The following is a 21,959-nucleotide window of genomic DNA, read 5'->3' as shown; positions in this document are numbered from 1 at the left end:
CCGGCCGCGCCGGTCCGGCGTCGCCGGACCGGCAGGAGGCGCCGGGCCGCCGCGGCCGGGCGACAGGAGACACAACCGCGCGCAGGATCCGGCGTCGCCCTCGCGGGGCGGGCGGGACGGCGCGTCAGAGAGGTGGCTATGTCCCACATCATAGACAGACGCCTCAACGGCAAGAACAAGTCGGCGGTCAATCGCGAGCGCTTTCTTCGCCGTTTCAAGGCGCAAATCAAGGAAGCCGTCTCCAAGGCGATCAAGGGACGGAGCATTACCGATATCGAAAGCGGGGAAAAGGTATCGATACCGGTCAAGGACATTTCCGAGCCCGCCTTCCATCACGGCAAGGGCGGGGTGTGGGAGAACATCCATCCGGGCAACGAGGAGTTCGTCAAAGGTGACCGGATGCCGCGGCCGCAGGGCGGCGGCGGAGGCGGCGGCAGCAAGGCCAGCCAGGACGGCGAGGGCGAGGACGATTTCGTGTTCCAGCTGTCGCGCGAGGAATTCATGAATGTGTTCTTCGACGACCTGGCGCTGCCCAATCTGATCAAGACCCAGCTGATGGGCATCGAGGAATTGAAGACGGTCCGGGCCGGCTACACCAACGACGGCACGCCGGCCAACATCAATATCGTGCGCTCGCTGCGCGGCGCGCTGGCGCGCCGGGTGGCGATGGCGGCGCCGACGATGGCGACGCTGGACGACGCCGAGGAGGAACTCGACTCGCTGATGGAGGAGGACGAGGACAATGCGCTGGAAATCCGCGAGAAGCGGCAGCGCATACACGGGCTGCGCGAGCGCATCGCCAGCATTCCGTGGATAGACCCGTTCGACCTGCGCTACAACAATCGCGTCAAGCAGCCGAAGCCGACCAGCCAGGCGGTGATGTTCTGCATCATGGACGTGTCCGGCTCGATGGACGAGCAGAAGAAGGACATGGCCAAGCGCTTCTTCATCCTGCTGTACATGTTCCTGCAGCGCAATTACGAGAAGATCGAGGTGGTGTTCATCCGCCACCATACCAGCGCGGTGGAGGTCAACGAGCAGGACTTCTTCCATTCCCGCGAAAGCGGCGGCACCGTGGTGTCGTCGGCGCTGAACCTGATGAGCGACGTCATCAAGAAGCGCTACGCCAGCAGCGAATGGAACATCTACGCCGCCCAGGCGTCCGACGGCGACAACTGGGACAGCGACTCGGCCAACTGCGGCCGCATCCTCGAGGACAATCTGCTGCCGTACTGCCAGTATTTCGCCTACATCGAGATCACCGAGGGCGAGCCGCAGAACCTGTGGTACGAGTACCTGAAGGTCAAGGCCCAGTGTTCGCAGTTCGCGATGCAGAAGATACGCTCGGCTTCCGACATCTACCCGGTATTCCGCGAACTGTTCAAGCGCCAGCCGGCGAATGGGAGGGTGACGGCATGAAACGGACACGCAAGGAGGAGGCCGCGGCGCCGATTTCCACCGGGTCCGAATGGACCTTCGATCTGGTCGGCGAATACGACAGGGCGATCCGCGCCATCGCGGTCGACGAGTTCAAGCTCGACGTCTACCCCAATCAGCTGGAGATCATCACCGCCGAGCAGATGATGGACGCCTACGCCTCGGTGGGCATGCCGGTCAACTATCACCACTGGAGCTACGGCAAGCACTTCGTCTCCACCGAGAAGAGCTACAAGCGCGGCCAGATGGGGCTGGCCTACGAGATCGTCATCAATTCCAATCCCTGCATCGCCTATCTGATGGAAGAGAACTCGATGATGATGCAGGCGTTGGTGATCGCCCACGCCGCCTACGGCCACAACAGCTTCTTCAAAGGCAATTACCTGTTCCGCTCGTGGACCGACGCCTCGGCCATCATCGACTACCTGGTGTTCGCCAAGAGCTACATCATGAAGTGCGAGGAGCGCTACGGCATAGACGAGGTCGAGGAACTGCTGGACTCCTGCCACGCGCTGATGAATTACGGCGTCGACCGTTACAAGCGGCCGCAGAAGCTGTCGCTGGCCAAGGAGCAGGCCCGGCAGGAGGAGCGCGAACAATACCTGCAGATGCAGGTCAACGACCTGTGGCGGACGATTCCGAAGCGGGACAAGGACGATTCCGGCAAGGCCGCGCCGCGTTTTCCGGCCGAACCGCAGGAAAACCTGCTGTACTTCATCGAGAAGTCGGCGCCGCTGCTGGAGCCGTGGCAGCGCGAGATCGTCCGCATCGTGCGCAAGGTGGCGCAGTATTTCTATCCGCAGCGGCAGACCCAGGTGATGAACGAGGGCTGGGCGACGTTCTGGCACTACACCATCATGAACCGCCTGTACGACAAGGGCCTGATCACCGACGGCTACATGCTGGAGTTCCTGCAGAGCCACACCAACGTGGTGTCGCAGCCGCCGGTGACGGCGCGCTGGTACAGCGGCATCAATCCGTACGCGCTGGGTTTCGCGATGTATCAGGACATCAAGCGCATCTGCCAGGAGCCGACCGACGAGGATCGCGCCTGGTTCCCGGATCTGGCCGGCGGCGACTGGCGCGAGTCGTTGGAGTTCGCGATGCGCAACTTCAAGGACGAGAGCTTCATTTCCCAATATCTGTCGCCGAAGCTGATCCGCGATTTCCGCTTTTTCTCCATTCGCGACGACGACCACGACGACAAGCTGGAAGTGTCCAGCATCCATGACGAGGAAGGCTACCGCGACATCCGCGCCAAGTTGGCCGAACAATACAATCTCGGCTCGAAGGAGCCGAACATCCAGGTCTGGTCGGTCAATATGCGCGGCGATCGCAGCCTGACGCTGCGCCACACGATGCACAACCGCCGGCCGCTGGAGGATCAGAGCGCGCAGGAGGTGCTGAAGCATGTGTGCCGGCTGTGGGGCTTCGATGTCCGGCTGGAGAGCGTCGACGGCGACGGCGAGGTCAAGCAGCTGTACGAGACGCAGGCGGCGCGCGACGCGGAAACGGCCTAGCGCGGTACGGGCGAAGAAAAACAGGCGGAAACGCCTGTTTTTTTATGCCCCGGCGCCGCCGGTTCAGGCGGTGCCGGCCACCGGCGCCAGCGTGCAGCGGGAGCGTTCCTCGAAGGCGCTGTCGGGCATGCCCCAGCCCTGCGAGTACAGCAGCTGGCCGTTGGCTTCCAGCCGTATCGTGATTTCCTGGCGGAACTGCTCGCTCAGGCTGCGAGGGGCGCTGGCGAACACGACTTCCAGCACGCCATGGCCGCCCTCGGCCTGGCGCACCGCCGGATGCGCCAGCACGAAGGGCAGTTCGTCCATCACCGGCCACAGGCACAGCGTGCCGTCCGGCAGATAGCCCAGCAGCGTCGCCTCGCGGTGCAGGATCTCGCCGTCGGTGCCGCTGGCGGTGTAATGCAGCATCAGCGCGCGCTGGCCGGGCAGGGCCTGCCAGTGCAGGCAGCCGGTGAAGGTCTGATCCTCGTGGTTGATGCCTTCGCCACAGAATTGGCTGGGGAGGGATTGCAGGGCGGCAAGCAGCGGCATGTTCGAGCTTCCGGTCGCAGGGACGAGGAGGTCAGAATGGCAGGTTTGCCGGTCGAATGCAATATGGATCAGGGGCTTGGCGGCGCGTCGTTCGGCAGCGGGATGAAGGCGCGCCACGGCTGCTCGGGATGGACGAGCTCGGCCAGCCGCACGCCGTACACCGCCTCCAGCCGTTCGCGCCGCATCATTTCCGCATTGCTGCCGCAGCCGGCCGAACGGCCGTCGTTCATCAGCAGGACCCGGTCGGCGTGGCGCAGCGCCAGATTGAGGTCGTGCACCACCGCCAGCACGCCGATGCCCAGTTCGCGGGCCAGCGTCCGCGCCCCGGCCATCAACGCGTCGGCCATCGCGAAGTCCAGCGCGGCCGTCGGCTCGTCCAGCAGCAGATAACGTTCCGGCCGCTCCGACAGCAGCAGCTGGCACAGCGCGCGCGCCAGTTGCAGCCGCTGCCGTTCGCCGCCGGACAGCTCGGTCAGCCGGCGGCGGGCGAGCCCGGCGGCGCCGACCTGTTCCAGCGCGCGGCGGACGGCCGAGCGTATCCGTTCCGGGCCGGCCGAGGCGTGCAGATAGGCGCCGGCGGCAACCAGTTCCTCGCCGGTCCAGCCAGCCGGAGTGACCGGTTGCTGCTCCACCACTGCGCGCCAGGCGGCCAGCTCCCGGCTGTCCATCCGCGCCAGCGGCGCGCCGGCCAGCAGGATTTCGCCGCTGTCCGGCCGCCACAGGCCGGACAGCAGCTGCAACAGGCTGCTCTTGCCGGCGCCGTTGGGGCCGAGCACGGCCAGTAGTTCGCCGGTCCGCAGTTCCAGGTCGATGCCGTCCAGCAGGCGGCGGCCGCCGCGGCTGAGGCCGAGTCCGCGGGCCTCAAGCACGGCCTGGCTCCTGGCGGCGCAGCAGCCACAGGAAGAATGGCGCGCCGAGCAGGCTGGTGATCACGCCGACCGGCAGCTCCGCCGGCGCCAGCAGGCCGCCGGCCAGCCAGTCGGCGACCACGGTCAGCCAGGCGCCCAGCAGCGGCGCGACGGCCAGCAGCCGGCGCGAGTCGCTGCCCACTAGCTGGCGCGCCAGATGCGGCGCCATCAGGCCGACGAAACCTATCATGCCGCAGCCGGATACCACCAGGCCGGCCGCCAGCGCCGCCAGCAGCACGATCAGCCATTCGCGGCGGCGCACGTCGAAACCGAGGTGGAAGGCGGTGCTTTCGCCGAGCTGCAGCGCGTTGAGGAAGCGCCATTGGCGGAACAGCGCCAGCCAGATCAGCGGGCAGGCCAGCAGCAGGATCAGCGCCTGCGGCCATTCGACGCTGGCGAAGCTGCCCATCAACCAGAAGGTCACCACGCGCAAGGAGCCGTCGGGCAGCGTGGTGATCAATAGCGTCAGCAGGCTGCCGAGCAGGGTGCTGACCGCGAGGCCGCTGAGAATCAGCCGGTTGCCGTCGGCGTCGTTGCCGAGCAGCCTCACCAGCAGCAAGGCGGCCAGGCCGCCGCAGAAGCCGGCGGCGGCGACGCCGTACAGGCCGGCGCCCAGACTCAGCGCCAGCGCGGCGGCCAGCGCCGCGCCGCTGTTGATGCCTATCAGGCCCGGTTCGGCCAGCGCGTTGCGAAAGCGCGCCTGCACCGCGGCGCCGGCGCTGGACAGCAGGGCGCCGGCGCTGGCGGCGGCCAGCAGCCTGGGCAGGCGCAGTTGCAGCAGCAGCCGCCACTCCAGCGGCGGCTGAGGATCCAGGCGCAGCAGGCTGACGGCCTGCAGGCCGCTATGATGCGACAGCGAGGCGACGGCGGTGGCGCCGAGCAGCAACAGCAGGACGGGAATCAGCGTGAGCGCGCGCATGGCGGCGGCGGCGGAGCCGGGCGGGCTCCTCCGGCGGGATCAGTGCAGACCGAGCACATCCTGCATGTCGAACAGGCCGTGCGGTTGGTCGGACAGCCAGCGCGCGGCGCGCACCGCGCCGTTGGCGAAGGTGGCGCGGCTGGAGGCCTTGTGGCTGATTTCCACCCGTTCGCCGAGCGTGGCGAACAGCGCGGTGTGGTCGCCGACGACGTCGCCGCCGCGCACGGTGGCGAAGCCTATGGTCTTGGGGTCGCGTTCGCCGGTTACGCCTTCGCGGCCGTAGACGGCGCATTGCTTCAGGTCGCGGCCGAGCGCGTCGGCGATCACCTCGCCCATGCGCAGCGCGGTGCCGGACGGCGCGTCGACCTTGAAGCGGTGGTGGGCCTCGACGATCTCGATGTCGTAGTCCTCGTTCAGCACGCGGGCGGCGATGTCCAGCAGCTTGAAGGTCAGGTTGACGCCTACGCTGAAGTTGGAGGCGAACACGATGCCGATCTGTCCGGCGGCGGCGGCGATGGCCGCCTTGCCGGCGTCGTCGAAACCGGTGGTGCCGATCACCATCTTCACCTTGCGCTCGACGCAGGCCAGCATGTGTTCCAGCGTGCCTTCGGGGCGGGTGAAGTCGATGACGACGTCGGCGCCGTCCAGCGCCGAGATGAAGTCGGTGGCGATGGCGACGCCGCTGCTGCGGCCGCAGAACAGGCCGGCGTCCTGGCCGATGAAGCCGGAGTCGGCGTGGTCGATCGCGGCATGCAGGCGGACGCCCGGCGCATTCAGCACCGATTCGATCAGCACGCGGCCCATGCGGCCGGAGGCGCCCACGATGACGATATTCTGCGGCTTCATGGCTTCTTGGTTTCCTGGGCCGGCGCGGAGGCGTCTAGCTGCTTCGGCGCGGGCGCCGGCTGGGCGTTGCCTTCGACGCGGTCCAGCGTGTCGCCGCTGAAGTAGACGGTCAGCAGCTTGTTGCTGGCAGGATCGGACTTTCCTTGCTTGATATCGCTATACTTGTAGTCCCAGCGGTCGGCATGGAAGGCGTCGGTCAACAGCGGGGTGCCCAGCAGGAAGCGTACCTGGGCGCGGGTCATGCCCGGTTTCAGCTTGGCGACGGTGTCCTGGGTGACGTAATTACCCTGTTGGACTTCCACCTTGTGGCTCCAGTCCAGCGGGTTGTAGGAACTGCAGCCGGAGACGGCGATGACGGCGGCGAAAATCAGGGCGCGCATGATACTCCGATTGACTCAGTGTTTATGAGGCTGTAATTAGGCAAAGCCGTCAAAAGGCTTTATCATGATTCGAAAATCGACACACTTTATATCACGATGAGCAAAGCCAGTCACCTCAAAGATATCGGCCTGAAAGCCACCGGTCCCCGCCTGAAAATCCTCGATCTTTTCGAGGAGGCCGACTCCGGCCACATGTCGGCGGAGGACGTTTACCGCAAGCTGCTTGCCGAGAACATCGATATCGGGCTCGCCACCATCTATCGCGTGCTGACCCAGTTCGAACAGGCCGGCATTCTGGTGCGCCACCATTTCGAGACCGGCAAGGCGGTGTACGAGCTGAACCAGGGCGGCCACCACGACCACATGGTGTGCGTCAGCTGCGGCAAGGTGGTGGAGTTCTTCGACGCCGAGATCGAGGCGTTGCAGGACCGCATCGCCGAGCAGCACGGCTTCCGCATCACCGAACACGCCTTGTACATGTACGGCGAGTGTTCGGACTGCCTGGGCAAGAGCGGCCGACGCGGATGATTCCCTGGCTCGGTTCCGAGCCTGTCTTCCCCCCGGTGGCGCAGGCGTTGAGTCATCCCAACGGCCTGCTGGCCGCCGGCGGCGATTTGTCGCCGCGGCGCATCCTGGCCGCCTATTCGGAAGGCATCTTCCCCTGGTTTTCCGCCGGCGAGCCGATATTGTGGTGGTCGCCGGCACCGCGGATGGTGCTGTACCCCGCGGAGCTGAAGGTCAGCCGCTCGCTGACCAAGACGCTGCGCAATTTCGACTATCAGATCCGCGTCGACAGCGCCTTCGCCGAGGTGATGCGCGCCTGCTCCGAGCCGCGGCCGGACCAGGAGGGCACCTGGATCGTGCCGGAGATGGTGGCCGCTTATTGCCGGCTGCACGCGCAGGGCCACGCGCACAGTTTCGAGACCTGGGTCGACGGCGAGCTGGTCGGCGGCTTGTACGGCGTGGCCATTGGCCGGATGTTCTACGGCGAATCGATGTTTTCGCTGCGCCGCGACGCCTCCAAGCTGGCCTTCGTCCACATGGTGCGCCATCTGGCGGAGCAGGGCGTCGAGATGATCGATTGCCAGATGCACACCTCGCATCTGGCCAGTCTTGGCGCCAGGCTGGTGCCGCGCGAGCTTTTTCTTGCTACTCTGAAGAAAAATATCCGGCAACCTCAGCCCAGCCAGATGTGGGATTATCATTACCGCCATGAGTCACCGTGAAGCCGGCCAGACGGCCGCCATCCATTTCTACGCCACGGCGCCGTATCCGTGCAGTTATCTGACGGGGCGGCAGGCGCGCTCCCAGGTGGCCATCCCTGCCGAGGCGATAGACAGCGGCGTATACAGCCAGCTGGTGAGGCTGGGTTTCCGCCGCAGCGGCCTTTATACCTATCGTCCGTATTGCGACGCCTGTCAGGCCTGCATTCCGGTGCGCCTGCCGGTGGAGCAGTTCCAGCCCAGCCGCACGCAGCGCAAGGTGTGGCGGCGCGGCGCGGCGCTGGAGGCGCGCTGGCTGCCGCTGGCCTTCGATGCCGAGCATTACGCGCTGTACCGCTTGTACCAGCAGACGCGGCACGCCGGCGGCGGCATGTCCGACGACGACGCGCAGCAGTATTCCGAGTTCATCCTGAAAAGCGGCGTGGACAGCCATCTGGCCGAATTCCGCCTCGACGGCGAATTGAAGATGGTCAGTCTGGTGGACAGGCTGGCCGACGGCCTGTCGGCGGTCTACACCTTCTACGATCCGGCGGACGCGCAGATGAGCCTGGGGGTCTACAACGTGCTGTGGCAGGTGGAGCAGGCGCGGCGCATGGGCCTGGGCTACGTCTATCTGGGCTACTGGATAGCGGACTGCCGCAAGATGGCCTACAAGTCCGGCTACCGGCCGCTGCAGATGCTGCACGGCGGCCGATGGCAGACCCTGCCCGACGGTCCGGCGCCGCAGTCGGACTGACCGCGTTCCGTCCCGCGTCCAGCGGGCGTTTCATTCCCTGATCTTGTCGGCGGCGCGGATGATCGCGTCCAGCGCCGTGTCGGCGGCGCGCAGCTCCTCGGCGCCGACATCGCGCAGCAGCTGGTCGCGTATGTCGCGCACCACCTGGTCGACCCGGGTCGCCATCGTCTTGCCGGCCTCGGTCAGCATCAGCATCTTGGCGCGCCGGTCGCTCGGGTCGTCGCGGCGGACCACCAGCCCGGACTGCTCCAGGTGATCTATCAGCCTGACCAGCGACTGGCCCTCGATGCCGAGGTGTTCCGCCAGCGCGCACTGGCGCAATCCTTCTCCCAGGCGGCCGATCAGCCACAACGGCGTGGTAGTGGCTTCGGACAGGCCGTATTTCTTCAATTCCTCGTCGGCCACCTGGCGCCATAGGCGGGCGGCGCGCTGCAATCGCAGGCAGAAACTGTCGGTGGAGACGGAAAGCGGGTGGCTTGACAAGGCTTTCTCCCGTTCGGCGGTGGCGGCGCCGCGACAAGGCGGCGCGCCCGGAAGGGATTCAGGGCCGATTCACGATCTTTCGGAAGTCGACAATGGTCGGCGAAAGATCATCGGCGCTTTCTTTTAGTACGGTACGACGCGGTCGTTGCCGCCGCCGCTCAGCACCTTGACGCGCTGGTTGACGACGAAGGGAATGTCGGCTTCCTGCACGATGGAGACCGTGCGGCCGCCATCGAGCTTGACGGTGATTTCCAGCGCGTTCTTGCTCATCGCGCGTTGCGCGGCCTGGGTGCCGAAGCCGCCGGCCAGCGCGCCGACGATGCCACCGGCGATCTGGCCCTTGCCGCCGCCGATATTGCTGCCGGCCAGTCCGCCCAGCGCGGCGCCGCCCAGCGTCAGCAGTTCATTGTTCTGGCCTTCCATCTTGACGTTCTGCACCGACAGCACGGTGCCGAGCTTGACGGTCTGCGCCTGGCGCATCTGTCCCTTGGAGTAGACGGCGGCGGAATCCGAGGTCGAGCAACCGGCGAGCACGCCGACGCTCAGCAGGCCGATTGCGGCGATGCGGATGGTGGAAGAAATCATTTTTCCTGCTCCATTCTTGACTTAGTTGCGAGCTTTTAAGTGTTGTGCCACAGCCCGGGCGCATTCGCCGACCAGCTCCGGCCCGCGATAGATCAGGCCGCTGTACAGCTGCACCAGGCTGGCACCGGCATTCAGTTTTTCGATGGCGTCGTGACCGGAAAGGATGCCGCCAACCCCTATGACAGGCAGCGCCCCGTCAAGTTCCTTGGCCAGCTTGCCTATCAGCGCGGTGGAGCGGCTGCGGACCGGGGCGCCGGACAGGCCGCCGGCCTCGTCGGCCAGCGGGTGGCCGGCGATTTCGTGGCGCGACAGCGTGGTGTTGGTGGCGATGACGCCGTCGATGGCGTGTTCGGTCAGCAGCCTGGCGATTTCGGCGATCTGCTCGTCGTCCAGGTCGGGCGCGATCTTCACCGTCAGCGGCACATAGCGGCCGTGCAGGTCGGCCAGCGCCTGCTGGCGCTGTTTCAGCGCGGCCAGCAGCCGGCCCAGCTCGTCGCCCTGCTGAAGCTGGCGCAGATTCTTGGTGTTGGGCGAGGAGATGTTGACGGCGACGTAGCTGGCGGCGGCGTAGACCTGGTTCAGGCAGGCCAGGTAGTCGTCGACGGCCCGGTCAAGCGGGGTGATCGCGTTCTTGCCGATATTGATGCCCAGCACGCCGTCGAAGCGGCTGCGGGCCACGTTTTCCAGCAGCGTCTTCACGCCTCGGTTGTTGAAGCCCATCCGGTTGATGATGGCCTCGTGCTCGGGCAGGCGGAACAGCCGCGGCTTCGGATTGCCGTCCTGCGGCAGCGGCGTGACGGTGCCGATCTCGATGAAGCCGAAGCCCAGCGCCGCCAGCGCGTCGATGTGGGCGCCGTTCTTGTCCAGGCCGGCGGCCAGGCCGACCGGATTGGGGAAGCTCAGGCCCATCACCTGCAGCGGGTGGCGGACGGCGGGGCCGGCGGCCAGCGGAGTCAGATGCAGCCGGTGCGCGCGATCCAGCATTTTCAATGTGTGTTCGTGGGCGGTTTCCGCGTTGAACTTGAACAGCAGTGGGCGCAACAAGGGGTAGAACATGGGCAAACTCCATACGACAGACCGTCCGCGATTATAGCCGGGGGATCGTCGCCTGTGTCGGCGCGGCTTCGATGCCGGGCGGCGCTTTTGCCCGCATCGTGGGGGCGAGTTCATCCGAATTGCGCGATTCTGGTGCCATCTGCATTAAATATGCAAACGGTCTTGCTTTGTTGCATGAAAAAGCTATGCCGATGTACTAGCATAGCCTGTCCTTGATAGTCCGAACTCATAGAAACCTAGTGATGAGCCACTCCACATTAAAGTCAAAAATATTCAACTTAGGGCTGGATGTCCAAGAGCTCGGGGAAAAGGGTTACCAGTTTCTGCCGGGAAGCGACTGGCCGGTGCCGGCGTCGATCGCCCGGTGCTGGGGAGCGTTCGCGCGCAGCTGGAGCGATCTGCCCCACGATCCGTATCTGAAGGATGGCGCGACCTTCCGCCAGCGGCGCATCGGCCGCTTCATCTATCGGGACATCAACGGCCATATCGATCCGACGAGCAGCACGCAGTTCTTTCAAAGCAAGAGCATCAACGGCTATGCGGGCGGTTTTGAGCGCAATTTCGCGCCGCTGCACGACCTGACCTATCACAACAAGCTGCTGCACTACATCATCGCCAATTCGCTCGAGCATTTCTGCGCCGCTTTCGGCGTGCGCAACGATTGCTGGGACATCACCCTGCATCAGTTCCGCATCAGCGCCAGTGGCGACGCCGTGGGCCTGCCGACACCGGAGGGCATACATCGGGACGGCCACCAATTCATCAGCATGCACCTCGTCGGCCGGGAAAACATCGGCGGCGGCGTGTCCAGCGTCTACGCCGACGACGGCGAGAAGCTGGCGGAACTGACGCTGGAGCAGCCGCTGGACAGCCTGTTCGTCGCCGACTACCTGCTGAAGCACGGCGTGACGCCGATCCACGCCATCGATCCGGGCAAGCCCGCTTATCGGGACCTGCTGGTGATCGATTACAACTTCCTCAACGATTGATTCGCGAATCGCTCGAATGAATGGCCTGTGCTGCAAGGAAGCGGGATGAATAAGATTCACATGTTGGACGGCACGGCGATAAGCGTGGCCAATATTTTCTGCATAGGGCGAAACTACGCCGCCCATGTCAAGGAGCTTGGCAACCGGGAGGAGCTCGAGCCCGTCGTGTTTCTGAAGCCCGGTTCCGCGCTGAGTCTGGAAGGCCGGCCGATCCATCTGCCGGAATGGACGGACGATGTGCATTACGAGACCGAGCTGGTGGTGTTGATCGGCCGGGGCGGGAAGCGCATTGCCAGGGAGGACGCGCTGAGCCATGTGACGGGCTACGGTCTGGGACTAGATCTGACCGCCAGGGACCGCCAGAGCGAGGCCAAGGCGCGCGGACTGCCCTGGACGCTGAGCAAGGGTTTCGATCAGGCGGCCTGCCTGTCCCGCTTCATCGCCGCGGAGGCGTTGCCCGAGCCGAATCGTTGCCGCTTCAGCCTGAGCGTCAATGGGCAGCTGCGCCAGTCGGGCCGGACCGAATTGATGCTGTTCGATCTGGCCGAGTTGATCGTCTATCTGAGCGAGAGGTTTACCTTGAGTCCCGGCGATCTGATTTTCACCGGCACGCCGGAAGGCGTGGGCAAGCTGTATCCGGGCGACCGCCTGTCGCTTCGGCTGGAGGACAGGCTGCAGGCAGAGTTCGAGGTGGGCGGCGAAGCGGGGAGCGGCGCTTGATGGCGCGGCCTCAAAGCGACGCCGCGCTGCTCGAGGGCGTGCGGGCCATTTGCCACTGCCTGGACCAGGCCGACGACAGGCAGGGCTATGAGCTTGACTGGCGAGGCCGCCGTTTCGGCCGGGCCCTGGGCGTGGCGCTGCCGGCGACGGTGGAGGAAGTCAGCCGCCTGGTCGGATATTGCGGCCGGCATCGCATCGCCATCGTCGCCCAGGGCGGCAACACCGGTTTGTGCGGGGGCGCGGTGCCGACAGGCGATGGCCGCGACAGGCAGCTGATTCTTTCATTGCGCCGCATGAACCGGATTCGCCGGATAGACCCGTTGACGGACTCGCTGATCGTCGAGGCCGGCGTTTTGCTTCAGGAAGTCCAGCAGGCGGCCGATGGCGCGGACAGACTGTTTCCGCTCAGCCTGGGGGCGGAGGGGTCGTGCACCATAGGCGGGAACATCGCGACGAATGCCGGCGGAAACGCGGTGCTGCGCTACGGCAATATGCGCGATCTGGTGCTCGGCCTGGAGGTCGTGCTGCCGTCCGGAGAGATCTGGCATGGCCTGCGCTCGCTGCGCAAGGACAACGCCGGCTATGACCTGAAGCAGCTGTTCATCGGCTCCGAGGGCACGCTGGGCATCATCACCGCCGCGGCGCTGAAGCTGTTTCCGCCGTTGCGCCAGGTGGATACGGCATTGCTGGCCCTGCCTTCCTGCGAGGCGGCTTTGAGCCTGCTGAAGGCCTTGCAGACGCGGGAGGATGTGCCGCTGACGGCGTTCGAGCTGATCAGCGCGGAGAGCGTCCGGCTGGTTGGCGAGCAATTTCCCGACAAGTCCTTTCCGCTGGAGCCCGGCCATCCGGCCTATGTGCTTGTTGAGGCCGGCTGGACCGGGCCTTGTCGCGCGGACGCGTTCGAGCAATGCCTGGAACGGGTCTGGGGGGCGTGCGGGGTGGTGGACGCGGTGGTCGCCAAGTCGGATGCGCAGGCCGCCGCGCTGTGGTTCTGGCGCGAGTCCATCACCGAGGCGCAGCTGAGGGCGGGACCGCATCTCAAGCATGATATTTCGCTGCCGATTGCCGATATCCCTGAATTCGTCGAACAGATGGATGCGACGCTGCGCTCGCGATTCCCCGGGCTGCGAATCGTGAATTTCGGTCATATGGGCGATGGGAACCTGCATTACAACTTGAATGCGGCCCCGGGCGTCGCTGCCGACACATTGCAAGCCTGGCAGCCGGAAATCGAGCGGCTGATATATGACCATGTGGCCGAGAGACAAGGCAGTTTCAGCGCGGAGCATGGCATTGGGCAGACCAAGGTGGACGACTTGGCGCGTTATCGTTCCGCCGTTGAGCTGAATCTGATGTCCGTCATCAAAAGCAGCCTGGATCCGGAAGGCTTGTTCAATCCGGGGAAAATTGTCGGGCAACGGCCATTTGATACCGATGGTGACGAGGCGTTCTGATCGATGAACCTTGATCGATGATTTTGGGAGCCACACATTATGCGAGTAAATTTATGATTGTAACGGGTCCCGTCGAGAAAATCAGGAAAGAGATTTGGGTGCTGTTATTTGGCGCTGCCGCAATCAAGGCCGCCAATTTCATGACCATTCCTTTCATCGCCGTATTTCTGATAAAGAACAGTCAGCTGAACTCATTGCAGGTCGGCATGATAGTCGCCTTGTCCCCATTGGCCTCCTTATTGGGCGGTTTTTTTGGGGGGCAGCTATCGGACATCATCGGCCGGAAGGTGATGTTGTTCTCTTCCCTTTTCATGCTGTCATTGATCTTTTTTGGATTCTATCTGGCGGCAGGGCAGACGGACATCGGTATGAAGCTGATGCTTTTTTCTTTGCTGAATGCATGCTGTGGCTTGTTTTCCAGCTTGTTTCATCCGGTCAGCGCGGCATTGATGGGGGATTTGAGTCCTGCAAGGCTGAAAGGGAAGATATATCAATTGAGATATTTCTCCATCAATGTGGGCGCCGCGCTGGGGCCGGTGATCGGGGGGTGGCTGGGCGCCAATGCCTCCCGGACGAATTTTCTGCATACCAGCTATTTTTATCTTTGCTATGCATTGATCTTGACTGCCATTTTCATCCGTAAGAGCCGGATGGAGCCGGCGACCGCAGTGAAAAGAAGCAGCTTTAAGGCGTCTTGTCGTGTCCTGGCCGGGGATAGGCGTTTGCAATACCTGATACTGAGCGGCCTCCTGTTCAATCTTTGCTATAGCCAGCTGGAAAGCACGATCTCGCAAGTGCTGGTCAGCCAGTTTGCCGATGGCGTCAAGTACTTTTCCTATATGTTGACCGCGAATGGGCTGACCGTCATCGTGTTCCATGCGCCGGTTTACGCGATCGGGCGCAGAGTCGGGCTCAATATGAGCTTGCTTGCCGGCAGCGTGATTTTTGCCTTGGGCATGATGCTGATGACTTTGCAGACATGGTCTGTTTTTTTCCTCTTTGCGGCCATATTCCTGATAAGCATAGGCGAGGCATTCGTATTTCCGGTTGCCACGGAGTTGATTGAGCGTTTGGCGCCGGATTCATTGCGCGGCTCGTACTTCGGCGCCTCCACATTTCGTAATCTCGGCTTGGCAATCGGACCTGTTGTCGGTGGATATGTTCTGACGCATTACGGTCCGATTCCTCTCTTTGTTTTCATTTCGATGACTGCTATTGCTTCGGCGATCGTGGCTCTATATGGCGAGCAGCTTGCTGCTTCCACCACCATTCAACAAAGTATCTAATACCATGGCAAGAGTATATATAACGGATAGAATCACCAATCCTGACATCGAACGCAGCATTCTTGGCGATGATGTGAGTTTGGAATTCGACAGGAATGCTGAAGTATTGATGGTGTGGCGTCAGTTGGTGGATCAGGACTTTATTGATCAATTTCCAAATCTGAAAGCCGTTCAGCGCTATGGTGTCGGCTATGATCGTCTGGATCTGGCATATGCGAAAGCAAAGGGAATCGATGTGTCGAATAATCCTGCATATTGCACGGAGGAAGTGGCACAGACGGCTATCGCTTTCATTCTGAACTGCTCCAGGCGCATCACGTACTTGGATTTCTTTGCCAAGAGCAATATCGAAAAATGGCAGCAAGCGGTTACACCGCCGGCAAAGCGCGTTTCGTGCACGACGGTCGGCATCATCGGCGCTGGCCGCATCGGTTCCCGAGTATGCGGATACGCGAGCGCGCTAGGCTACCGGGTCGAGTATTACGATCCGTTCCTGAGCGCCGAGCAAGTGGCCAGGCTGGAGCAGATCGGAGCCCGCCGGCGCGATAGCCTGGACGAGCTGGTTCGCGGCGCGGACATCATCAGCCTGCATGTTCCCGCGACGCCCGAGACGATGGAGCTGGTCGACGCGAACTTCTTGAAGAAGATGAAGCCGGGCGCCTCGCTCGTCAACACCTCGCGTGGGTCGACGATGGTGCATCCCGACGTTTTTCTGGAATTCCTCCAAAGCAATCACTTGAATCATTTGATGCTCGATGTCCTGCCCGAGGAGCCTCCGCGCCCATGCGACTTCATCGACATCTGGCGCATGCCGCCGGATTGGCTGAAAGGGCGGATTTTGATAAACCCCCATAAGTCCTATTTCTCCAGCGAATCCGCTGTGGAAATGAGGCAGGCGGCGGCGCTGAATGCCAAGCGCGTGCTGGATGGCTTGCGGCCGGACTTTATTGTCAATCGCTGAATTCCCGTTATCAAGCTGTTTGCATTCAAAGAGGTCAATGTTGTGAAGAAGCAGATCCTGGTTATTGATTTTGTCACGCCGAAAAGAAAGAACACGCTGCTGACGGCAAAGGAAATGGGCCTGTCCATCGCCCTGGCCGCCAAATCGCTGTCGGATGAGATCGCCGATTATGTCGACCGTTTCATCGAAGTGGATCCCGAGGATACCGATGCCTTGCTGGCGGTGCTGGAGCGGGAGCATCGGCGGCAGAAGTTCGATGGCGTCATCACGCTGTGGGACCGGTATGTGGAGCCTTGCGCCTTGATCGCGGAGCGCCTCGATCTGCCGGGAAATACGCCTGCCACCGCGGCCAAGACTCGCAGCAAGTTCTTGACGCGCCTGGCGCTGGATGAAAAGCAGGTGCCGCAGCCGCGCTTTCGGATGGTCAAAACCCTGGCCGACCTGATCCAGGCGGCAGAGCATGTCGGCTATCCGTTCATATTCAAGCCGGTGGGCGCGTGCTCCAGCAGGGGCATCTTCAAGGTCGAGCGCAAGCAGGATCTGCCCTCGGTCTATCAGCAGATGGTGGCGGTCAGTAGCGATCCCAATGACAAGATGTTCCAGTTCTATGCCGGAGAATTCTTGGCCGAGGAGTATATGCAGGGCCATGAGTTCAGCGTGGAGGGCGTGGCCAGCTTTGGCCAGCTGCATATCGCGGGCATTACCGAGAAGTGGACGACGACGGACAACTTTACCGAGACGCAGCATTTGTTCCCCGCTCGCCTGAGCGATGCGTCGCGCGCGGCGATGCTGGATGTGTCCACTCGGGCCCTGGAGGCCATCGGATTCAGGCAGGGCGCTTTTCATGTCGAGCTGATGAATACCGCGGAGGGACCGAAGATCGTCGAGATCAACGGCCGTCTGGGCGGCGACTTCATCACCACCCATCTGGTGCCGCTGGGGCTGGGCATCGATATCAGCGCTTTCGCTTTCCGGGCCGCTATCGGCGAGCAGGTCGACCTGAGCAAGCGGTTCGACAAGCATGCTTCCGTCAAATTCCTGATCGCCGAAACCGAGGGCGTGCTGGAGACGTGGTCCGGCCGCGAGGAAGCCTTGGCGGCGCCCGGGGTTCGGGAGCTGTTCATCGAGCGAGGCGAGGGCGCGTCCGTCACCCTGCCGCCGAAGAAATACGGCGAGTTCCGCCTGGCCGCGGTGATCGCGCAGGGCGAGCGGGCTGATGAAACCCTGGCCCGGGTCGAGCATGCGGTCGGTTTGCTCAAGCCTTCTATTGTGTGATTGACGGGACCGGCCATCGTGGTGAATGGCGGCGGCGGCTTGCCGTGCCGCTTTTCAAGCGGCGGACTTTCTCTTTCTATTGGTTTCAACGGTGGGATGTATGCATCAAGATAAAATATGCCTGGTGTTGGGCGGGGCGCGCGGCGGCGAGTTTGAAACGCTTTTTTCGCAGGGTGTGACGATAGGCCTGATTGCCGATTCGAACTCGGCGGGAGCGCTTCCGGAACATTACCCGTTCGCGCTGGTGGAAGCGTTCGACTTCCATCAATCGCCGTCCGATTTGCTTGCCTTGATTGAGAAGATCGCCGGCAGCTGGAGCATCGAGGCGGTATTGAACACGCGAGAGGCCTATGTCGCTCATCACCAGGCCGTGACAAAAATGCTCGGCCTGCCAAGCATCGGCGATGAGGCCTTGCAGTTCGTCACCAATAAAACGGCAATGCACAAAGCCTTCGTCGATTGCATAGGCGAACATTCGACGGCGATGTTCGCCCGCGCCAAATCGCTGCAGGAAGTGCCGGCGATTGTCGAGAAGATCGGCTTCCCCTTGATACTGAAGCCGACCAATCTGGCCGCCAGTCTGTTTGTCCAGAAGTGCGACGATTGGGATCAGCTGAATGCCGGCTTTCCCGCGATGCTGGATTCATTGAGGAAGCATTACGGGAAGCTGGGTAAGGATGACGCCGCGGCTCCGGAAATTCAGCTGGAAGAGTTCCTGAGCGGCTCGCTGCACTCCCAGGACCTGATCGTCGACGAAGAGGGTGGGATTTACTCGACGCCGATTGTCGATGTGATAACGGGTAAGGACCTGGGGTTAAACGACTTCCATCATTTCTACCGCGGCTGTCCTTCCCGGCTGGGCAAGGAGGAGAGCGAGCAGGCGAATGCGCTGGCCAAGGCCGGCGTGACGGCGCTAAGGCTGACATCTTGCGTGGCCCACGTCGAGTTCATCTATACGGAGAAGGGGCCGAAGCTGCTGGAAATCGCAGCCAGGCCCGGCGCGCATCGCAACCATTTGCTTGAAATCACGCATGGGATCTCTCTGAACGTCCAGTACTACAATCTGCAGAAACGACAGGCTATCGACTGCGCGATGCGGGCGGATCGGCATTTCGCCATTCTGACGCCATTCCCCAGGACGAAGAAGACATTTTCAGGCCTGAAAAACCTTCAGGCGTTGAAGAGCTTGTCCAGTTACAAGACGCATCAGTTCCGGGTGAGGGGTGGCGAGGCCATCGGGCCGGCCAGAGAGGGCTTTTACTCCTGCTTCGTTCTCGAGCTGCAGGCGGAGTCGCGCGATCAGCTGTGGCGCGACATTGAAACCGTCAGGGAGATGGGCGACTGCTTCGAGTGAGCTTGCGCGTGCCGGGGGCGGTCGGCTCCGGCCATGCCGCGGCCCCGGCGAGCGGGAGGGGCTGCATGATGCCGATGCCGGCCGGCTCCGTCGTTTGGCGAGGGTTCAAGCGGCAGACCTGGCGTCCGGCCGCGCTGTGGGATTCGGCGCTGCGGGCCGGGTCCGCTTTGCTTAATTGTCTTGCGCGGTTTGCGGGATGGGCAGGGCGGTGGTGTGCTTGAAAGTGTCCAGCACCACCATGGTCTTGAATTCCTTCAGATTGGCATCGGATAGCAGATATTGTTTGGTAAAGGCATTGAATGCGCTCATGCTTCCGACGGAAACTATCATCAGAAAATCGCTGTCGCCGGTGATGTTGTAGCACTCCAGAACTTCGTCCGCTTCGCAGATTCGGTTGCGAAATGCGTCCTTCAAATGTTGTTGTTCCTTCTCCAGCGTCACGTGAATGATCATTTTCAGGCTCTGGCCAAATGCCGCTGGATTGACCAGGGCGACTTCAGCCTGGATCGCGCCGATTTCCCGCAATCGTTGGACTCTTCTGTAGCAGGACGACGGCGAGAGCGCTACGGTTTTGGCCAGGTCATATTGGGTTTGTCGTGCGTCGCGCTGTAAAATAGCCAGCAATTTAATATCGTGTTTGTCGAGCGCGAAAGAGAAATCATTCATAAGGTAGGGGTAATCTGCTCTACTTTTAAGGCAGGCGTGATTATAGATGAGAATACGTTTGCATGACGATAGTATTCCATCGAACAAAATGGATTTTTATGGCTAGTTTCTGCGCTTACTGGGCATGGAATTGCGCCGCGCCCGGTATTCGGACTGGCTGTGTATTGGCGAGGAGCGTGCGGGTTTGACGGATGCGTCGGGGACGGTCTTGCCGGGGCGCGCGAAACCGGATCCGGTTCGCGCGCTTTTTCCCGGCGTTTGGCTTACAGGATGCTGCAGGCCTCGGCGAAATCGAAGCGCGGCGAGCGCGGGAACAGTTTATCCGCCTCGCCGTAGCCCAGATTGATCAGGAAGTTGGACTTGAAGCGGCCGTCCGGGAAGAAGGCGGCGTCGACGGCGGCGTTGTCGAAGCCGGACATCGGGCCGCAATCCAGGCCCAACGAGCGGGCGGCCAGGATCAGGTAGGCGCCCTGCAGCGTGCCGTTGCGGAAGGCGGAGATGTCGATCAGCGGCTGATTGCCCTCGAACCAGCTCTTGGCGTCTGCGTGCGGGAACAGCTGGGGCAGGTGTTCGTAGAAGCGGGTGTCGTGGGCGACGATCACGCACACCGGCGCCGCCACGGTCTTGTCGACGTTGCCGGCGGCCAGGCAGGGCTTCAGCTTGGCCTTGGCCTCGTCGCTCTTGACGAAGACGAAACGGGCCGGCGAGCAGTTGGCGCTGGTCGGCGCCTGCTTCAGCAGCTCGTACAGCTGGTGCAGCACCTCGTCGCCGACCGGACGCGGCTGCCAGTGGCTGTGGGTTCGGGCATTGAGGAACAGCTGTTCCAGCGTGGCATGAGAAACGGGGGTGCTCATGGTTTTACCTCGATTGGGGTGGGGGGTGTTGCCGGCGCGGCGACGGCGTCGTCGGCCTGCACCGAAATGGTGACGCGGCGGTTGCGGGCCCGGCCTTCGCTGGTGGCGTTGTCGGCGACCGGCAGGTTGGCGCCGTGGCCGACCGCCATCATCCGCTGCGCCGCGATGCCGTTTTCCTGGAACAGTCTGACCACGCCGCCGGCGCGGGCCGCCGACAGTTCCCAGTTGGACGGGAAGGCCGGCGTGCGTATCGGCGCGTCGTCGGTGAAGCCTTCCACCTTGATCGGGTTGTCGACGCCGGCCAGCAGCTTGGCCATATTGGACATCAGCGGCATCGATTGCTGATTCGGCTCGGCCTGGCCGATCGGAAACAGCGCGCTGTCGCGGATGTCGATATTGATGCCCTGGTCGCTCTGGGTGATGGTGACTTCGCCGCTCTGCACCAGCGGGCTCAGCACCTTGGCGAGGTTCTGCGTCAACTCGCCGAGCTTGGCCGTTTCCTCGATGTGGTGGTCGGACTTGACCGCCTTGGAGATCGGCTTGGTCTGCGGGATCTCTATCATGGTGTTGGCGCCGCCGGTCGGCGGCGTGGTCTGCACGGTGACCAGCGAGCCGCTGCGGAAGGCGTCCATGATGGCCGAAGACATCACCCGGTACTTGCCCTCGTTCAGCGACGAGATCGCGTACATCACCACGAAGAAGGCGAACAGCAGCGTGATGAAGTCGGCGTAGGAAACCAGCCAGCGCTCGTGGTTCTCGTGCTCTTCCTCGTGCCGTTTGCGTCGCGACGCCATGTCAGCCTCCGTCGTCGGGTCAGAACAATTCGGTGTTGAACAGCGATTTGACGCCGCCGGCGAATTCGACGCCGATGCGGCGCGCGACGCGGCTGGAGAAGTCGTCCTGGCGGGTGAAGTCCACGGTCTTGTCGGCCTTGACCACGTCGCGGGCCACCGAGGCGACGGTGCCGTAGCCGTCGGCCAGCCCCAGCGGGATGGCCTTCTCGCCGAGCCAAACCATGCCGCTGAACATCTGCGGATCATCCTTCAGCCGCTTGCCGCGGCCGGCGCGCACCGCCGCTATGAATTGCTGGTGGATGTCGTCCAGCAACTGCTGGCGTATCGCCTCGTGCTTAGGGTTCTGCGGCGAGAACGGATCGCCCATCGCCTTGTTTTCGCCGGCGGTTTTCAGCCGGCGTTCGATGCCGAGCTTCTCCATCGCGCCGGTGAAGCCGAATCCGTCGGACAGCACGCCTATCGAGCCGACGATGCTGGCCTTGTCGACGAAGATCTTGTCGGCGGCGGAGGCGATGTAATAGCAGCCGGACGCGCAGACCTCGCTGACCACCACGTAGACCGGAATGTCGGCGTGGCGCTGCTTCTGGCGCCGGATTTCATCGTAGACCATGCCGGACAGCACCGGGCTGCCGCCGGGGCTGTTGGCGTCTATGATCACGCCCTTGGTGCCCTTGTCGCGGAAGGCCGACTCCAGCGCCTCCACCATCTTCTTGCCGCTGTCGTTCTCGCTGCTGATCGCGCCGTCCAGCTCGATCACCGCGCTGTGGCCGCCGCCGGTCAGGCTGGCGCCGGTCTTGTCCTCGCCGCGCATGAACAGGCTGACGGCGATGAAGCCGATGACGGCCAGCCAGGCGAGGCGGAAGAAGATTTTCCATTGCCGGCTGCGGCGCTGTTCTATCAGTGCGGCGCTGGCCAGTCTTTCCAGCAGCTGCCGTTCCCAGTTCGGGTCGTTGTTCATGGCGGGTTCGCTCCAGGATGGTGC

The 21,959-nt window shown here is 63.0% G+C and carries 24 protein-coding genes; 12 read left to right on the top strand and 12 right to left on the bottom strand.

Going from position 1 to position 21,959, the window contains the following annotated elements:
- Positions 1–138 precede the first annotated feature (138 nt).
- Positions 139–1,419: a YeaH/YhbH family protein gene (locus CXB49_RS13415; protein WP_101708873.1), complete on the top strand. Its 1,281-nt coding sequence runs from the start codon at positions 139–141 to the stop codon at positions 1,417–1,419.
- Positions 1,416–2,957: a SpoVR family protein gene (locus CXB49_RS13410; RefSeq protein WP_101708872.1), complete on the top strand. Its 1,542-nt coding sequence runs from the start codon at positions 1,416–1,418 to the stop codon at positions 2,955–2,957. Before CXB49_RS13415 ends, CXB49_RS13410 begins: the two co-directional genes overlap by 4 nt.
- A 63-nt stretch (positions 2,958–3,020) precedes the next feature.
- Here the strand turns inward: CXB49_RS13410 and CXB49_RS13405 are convergent, their stop codons facing one another.
- The 5 genes from CXB49_RS13405 to CXB49_RS13385 all read right to left on the bottom strand — a co-directional run bounded on the left by CXB49_RS13405 (position 3,021) and on the right by CXB49_RS13385 (position 6,541).
- Positions 3,021–3,488: a hypothetical protein gene (locus tag CXB49_RS13405; RefSeq protein ID WP_101708871.1), complete on the bottom strand. Its 468-nt coding sequence runs from the start codon at positions 3,486–3,488 to the stop codon at positions 3,021–3,023.
- Between the two features lie 68 nt (positions 3,489–3,556).
- The gene (locus tag CXB49_RS13400) at positions 3,557–4,357 is read right to left on the bottom strand and encodes an ATP-binding cassette domain-containing protein (protein ID WP_101708870.1); all 801 of its coding nucleotides are present in this window, start codon (positions 4,355–4,357) and stop codon (positions 3,557–3,559) included.
- On the bottom strand, positions 4,350–5,315 hold the full coding sequence (locus tag CXB49_RS13395) for an iron ABC transporter permease (RefSeq protein WP_101708869.1): 966 nt from the start codon (positions 5,313–5,315) through the stop codon (positions 4,350–4,352). The genes CXB49_RS13400 and CXB49_RS13395 overlap by 8 nt, the downstream gene beginning before the upstream one ends.
- Before the next feature lie 39 nt (positions 5,316–5,354).
- On the bottom strand, positions 5,355–6,161 hold the full coding sequence (gene dapB, locus CXB49_RS13390) for a 4-hydroxy-tetrahydrodipicolinate reductase (RefSeq protein ID WP_101708868.1): 807 nt from the start codon (positions 6,159–6,161) through the stop codon (positions 5,355–5,357).
- Positions 6,158–6,541 (bottom strand): outer membrane protein assembly factor BamE, encoded by a 384-nt coding sequence (locus CXB49_RS13385; RefSeq protein ID WP_101708867.1) that lies wholly within the window; start codon positions 6,539–6,541, stop codon positions 6,158–6,160. Before CXB49_RS13385 ends, dapB begins: the two co-directional genes overlap by 4 nt.
- A gap of 96 nt (positions 6,542–6,637) precedes the next feature.
- Here CXB49_RS13385 and fur point away from each other — a divergent pair, with 96 nt between their 5' ends.
- From fur to CXB49_RS13370, 3 genes are read left to right on the top strand one after another with little or no spacing between them, the layout of a single operon-like run.
- Positions 6,638–7,069, top strand: a complete 432-nt coding sequence (fur, locus tag CXB49_RS13380; protein ID WP_101708866.1) for a ferric iron uptake transcriptional regulator — start codon at positions 6,638–6,640, stop codon at positions 7,067–7,069.
- Positions 7,070–7,116: 47 nt separating this feature from the next.
- Positions 7,117–7,767: a leucyl/phenylalanyl-tRNA--protein transferase gene (gene aat, locus CXB49_RS13375; RefSeq protein WP_233492804.1), complete on the top strand. Its 651-nt coding sequence runs from the start codon at positions 7,117–7,119 to the stop codon at positions 7,765–7,767.
- Positions 7,754–8,500 (top strand): arginyltransferase, encoded by a 747-nt coding sequence (locus tag CXB49_RS13370; RefSeq protein ID WP_101708864.1) that lies wholly within the window; start codon positions 7,754–7,756, stop codon positions 8,498–8,500. The genes aat and CXB49_RS13370 overlap by 14 nt, the downstream gene beginning before the upstream one ends.
- A 30-nt stretch (positions 8,501–8,530) precedes the next feature.
- On the opposite strand, the gene CXB49_RS13365 is transcribed toward CXB49_RS13370, so the two are convergent.
- The 3 genes from CXB49_RS13365 to CXB49_RS13355 form a co-directional block, all read right to left on the bottom strand.
- Positions 8,531–8,983 carry a MarR family winged helix-turn-helix transcriptional regulator gene (locus CXB49_RS13365; RefSeq protein WP_101708863.1) on the bottom strand — a complete coding sequence of 151 codons (453 nt, stop codon included), beginning with the start codon at positions 8,981–8,983 and terminating at the stop codon, positions 8,531–8,533.
- A 123-nt stretch (positions 8,984–9,106) separates the two neighbouring features.
- Positions 9,107–9,568 carry a glycine zipper 2TM domain-containing protein gene (locus tag CXB49_RS13360; RefSeq protein WP_101708862.1) on the bottom strand — a complete coding sequence of 154 codons (462 nt, stop codon included), beginning with the start codon at positions 9,566–9,568 and terminating at the stop codon, positions 9,107–9,109.
- Between the two features lie 21 nt (positions 9,569–9,589).
- Entirely contained in the window at positions 9,590–10,624 is a 1,035-nt protein-coding gene (locus CXB49_RS13355; RefSeq protein ID WP_101708861.1) for a quinone-dependent dihydroorotate dehydrogenase, read from the bottom strand.
- 344 nt (positions 10,625–10,968) lie between these two features.
- Between CXB49_RS13355 and CXB49_RS13350 the strand changes: the two genes are divergently transcribed.
- The 7 genes from CXB49_RS13350 (at position 10,969) to CXB49_RS13320 (ending at position 18,663) form a co-directional block, all read left to right on the top strand.
- Positions 10,969–11,613 (top strand): 2OG-Fe dioxygenase family protein, encoded by a 645-nt coding sequence (locus CXB49_RS13350; protein WP_158300847.1) that lies wholly within the window; start codon positions 10,969–10,971, stop codon positions 11,611–11,613.
- A gap of 45 nt (positions 11,614–11,658) precedes the next feature.
- Positions 11,659–12,333: a fumarylacetoacetate hydrolase family protein gene (locus CXB49_RS13345; RefSeq protein ID WP_101708859.1), complete on the top strand. Its 675-nt coding sequence runs from the start codon at positions 11,659–11,661 to the stop codon at positions 12,331–12,333.
- 131 nt (positions 12,334–12,464) lie between these two features.
- Complete coding sequence (locus CXB49_RS13340) at positions 12,465–13,787, top strand: FAD-binding oxidoreductase (protein WP_199406686.1); 1,323 nt, start codon at positions 12,465–12,467, stop codon at positions 13,785–13,787.
- A gap of 17 nt (positions 13,788–13,804) precedes the next feature.
- Positions 13,805–15,073 (top strand): MFS transporter, encoded by a 1,269-nt coding sequence (locus CXB49_RS13335; RefSeq protein WP_101708857.1) that lies wholly within the window; start codon positions 13,805–13,807, stop codon positions 15,071–15,073.
- Positions 15,074–15,077: 4 nt separating this feature from the next.
- Entirely contained in the window at positions 15,078–16,034 is a 957-nt protein-coding gene (locus CXB49_RS13330) for an NAD(P)-dependent oxidoreductase (RefSeq protein WP_158300846.1), read from the top strand.
- A 42-nt stretch (positions 16,035–16,076) separates the two neighbouring features.
- On the top strand, positions 16,077–17,309 hold the full coding sequence (locus CXB49_RS13325; protein WP_101708855.1) for an ATP-grasp domain-containing protein: 1,233 nt from the start codon (positions 16,077–16,079) through the stop codon (positions 17,307–17,309).
- Between the two features lie 100 nt (positions 17,310–17,409).
- On the top strand, positions 17,410–18,663 hold the full coding sequence (locus CXB49_RS13320; protein ID WP_158300845.1) for an acetyl-CoA carboxylase biotin carboxylase subunit family protein: 1,254 nt from the start codon (positions 17,410–17,412) through the stop codon (positions 18,661–18,663).
- A 171-nt stretch (positions 18,664–18,834) separates the two neighbouring features.
- On the opposite strand, the gene CXB49_RS13315 is transcribed toward CXB49_RS13320, so the two are convergent.
- The 4 genes from CXB49_RS13315 to CXB49_RS13300 form a co-directional block, all read right to left on the bottom strand.
- Positions 18,835–19,329 carry an Lrp/AsnC family transcriptional regulator gene (locus tag CXB49_RS13315; protein ID WP_101708853.1) on the bottom strand — a complete coding sequence of 165 codons (495 nt, stop codon included), beginning with the start codon at positions 19,327–19,329 and terminating at the stop codon, positions 18,835–18,837.
- Between the two features lie 263 nt (positions 19,330–19,592).
- A complete protein-coding gene (locus CXB49_RS13310; protein ID WP_101708852.1) occupies positions 19,593–20,183 on the bottom strand; it encodes a malonic semialdehyde reductase in 591 nt (196 codons plus the stop codon).
- Positions 20,180–20,977 carry a flagellar motor protein MotD gene (gene motD / locus CXB49_RS13305; protein ID WP_101708851.1) on the bottom strand — a complete coding sequence of 266 codons (798 nt, stop codon included), beginning with the start codon at positions 20,975–20,977 and terminating at the stop codon, positions 20,180–20,182. The genes CXB49_RS13310 and motD overlap by 4 nt, the downstream gene beginning before the upstream one ends.
- Before the next feature lie 19 nt (positions 20,978–20,996).
- Positions 20,997–21,935: a S49 family peptidase gene (locus CXB49_RS13300; protein WP_101708850.1), complete on the bottom strand. Its 939-nt coding sequence runs from the start codon at positions 21,933–21,935 to the stop codon at positions 20,997–20,999.
- Between the last annotated feature and the right edge of the window lie 24 nt (positions 21,936–21,959).

It is taken from the genome of Chromobacterium sp. ATCC 53434, from assembly GCF_002848345.1.
GTDB lineage: Bacteria > Pseudomonadota > Gammaproteobacteria > Burkholderiales > Chromobacteriaceae > Chromobacterium.
This window is presented reverse-complemented; position numbering and strand designations above follow the sequence as displayed.

Excerpts from the sequence above, each read along its gene's own strand:
- CXB49_RS13385 (WP_101708867.1), bottom strand. The coding sequence starts at position 6,541 with ATGCGCGCCCTGATTTTCGCCGCCGTCATCGCCGTCTCCGGCTGCAGT.
- CXB49_RS13300 (WP_101708850.1), bottom strand. The coding sequence starts at position 21,935 with ATGAACAACGACCCGAACTGGGAACGGCAGCTGCTGGAAAGACTGGCC.
- CXB49_RS13310 (WP_101708852.1), bottom strand. The coding sequence starts at position 20,183 with ATGAGCACCCCCGTTTCTCATGCCACGCTGGAACAGCTGTTCCTCAAT.
- CXB49_RS13415 (WP_101708873.1), top strand. The coding sequence starts at position 139 with ATGTCCCACATCATAGACAGACGCCTCAACGGCAAGAACAAGTCGGCG.
- CXB49_RS13355 (WP_101708861.1), bottom strand. The coding sequence starts at position 10,624 with ATGTTCTACCCCTTGTTGCGCCCACTGCTGTTCAAGTTCAACGCGGAA.
- fur (WP_101708866.1), top strand. The coding sequence starts at position 6,638 with ATGAGCAAAGCCAGTCACCTCAAAGATATCGGCCTGAAAGCCACCGGT.
- CXB49_RS13360 (WP_101708862.1), bottom strand. The coding sequence starts at position 9,568 with ATGATTTCTTCCACCATCCGCATCGCCGCAATCGGCCTGCTGAGCGTC.
- motD (WP_101708851.1), bottom strand. The coding sequence starts at position 20,977 with ATGGCGTCGCGACGCAAACGGCACGAGGAAGAGCACGAGAACCACGAG.
- CXB49_RS13405 (WP_101708871.1), bottom strand. The coding sequence starts at position 3,488 with ATGCCGCTGCTTGCCGCCCTGCAATCCCTCCCCAGCCAATTCTGTGGC.
- CXB49_RS13395 (WP_101708869.1), bottom strand. The coding sequence starts at position 5,315 with ATGCGCGCGCTCACGCTGATTCCCGTCCTGCTGTTGCTGCTCGGCGCC.
- CXB49_RS13335 (WP_101708857.1), top strand. The coding sequence starts at position 13,805 with ATGATTTTGGGAGCCACACATTATGCGAGTAAATTTATGATTGTAACG.
- CXB49_RS13320 (WP_158300845.1), top strand. The coding sequence starts at position 17,410 with ATGCATCAAGATAAAATATGCCTGGTGTTGGGCGGGGCGCGCGGCGGC.
- dapB (WP_101708868.1), bottom strand. The coding sequence starts at position 6,161 with ATGAAGCCGCAGAATATCGTCATCGTGGGCGCCTCCGGCCGCATGGGC.
- CXB49_RS13345 (WP_101708859.1), top strand. The coding sequence starts at position 11,659 with ATGAATAAGATTCACATGTTGGACGGCACGGCGATAAGCGTGGCCAAT.
- CXB49_RS13370 (WP_101708864.1), top strand. The coding sequence starts at position 7,754 with ATGAGTCACCGTGAAGCCGGCCAGACGGCCGCCATCCATTTCTACGCC.
- CXB49_RS13410 (WP_101708872.1), top strand. The coding sequence starts at position 1,416 with ATGAAACGGACACGCAAGGAGGAGGCCGCGGCGCCGATTTCCACCGGG.
- CXB49_RS13330 (WP_158300846.1), top strand. The coding sequence starts at position 15,078 with ATGGCAAGAGTATATATAACGGATAGAATCACCAATCCTGACATCGAA.
- CXB49_RS13315 (WP_101708853.1), bottom strand. The coding sequence starts at position 19,329 with ATGAATGATTTCTCTTTCGCGCTCGACAAACACGATATTAAATTGCTG.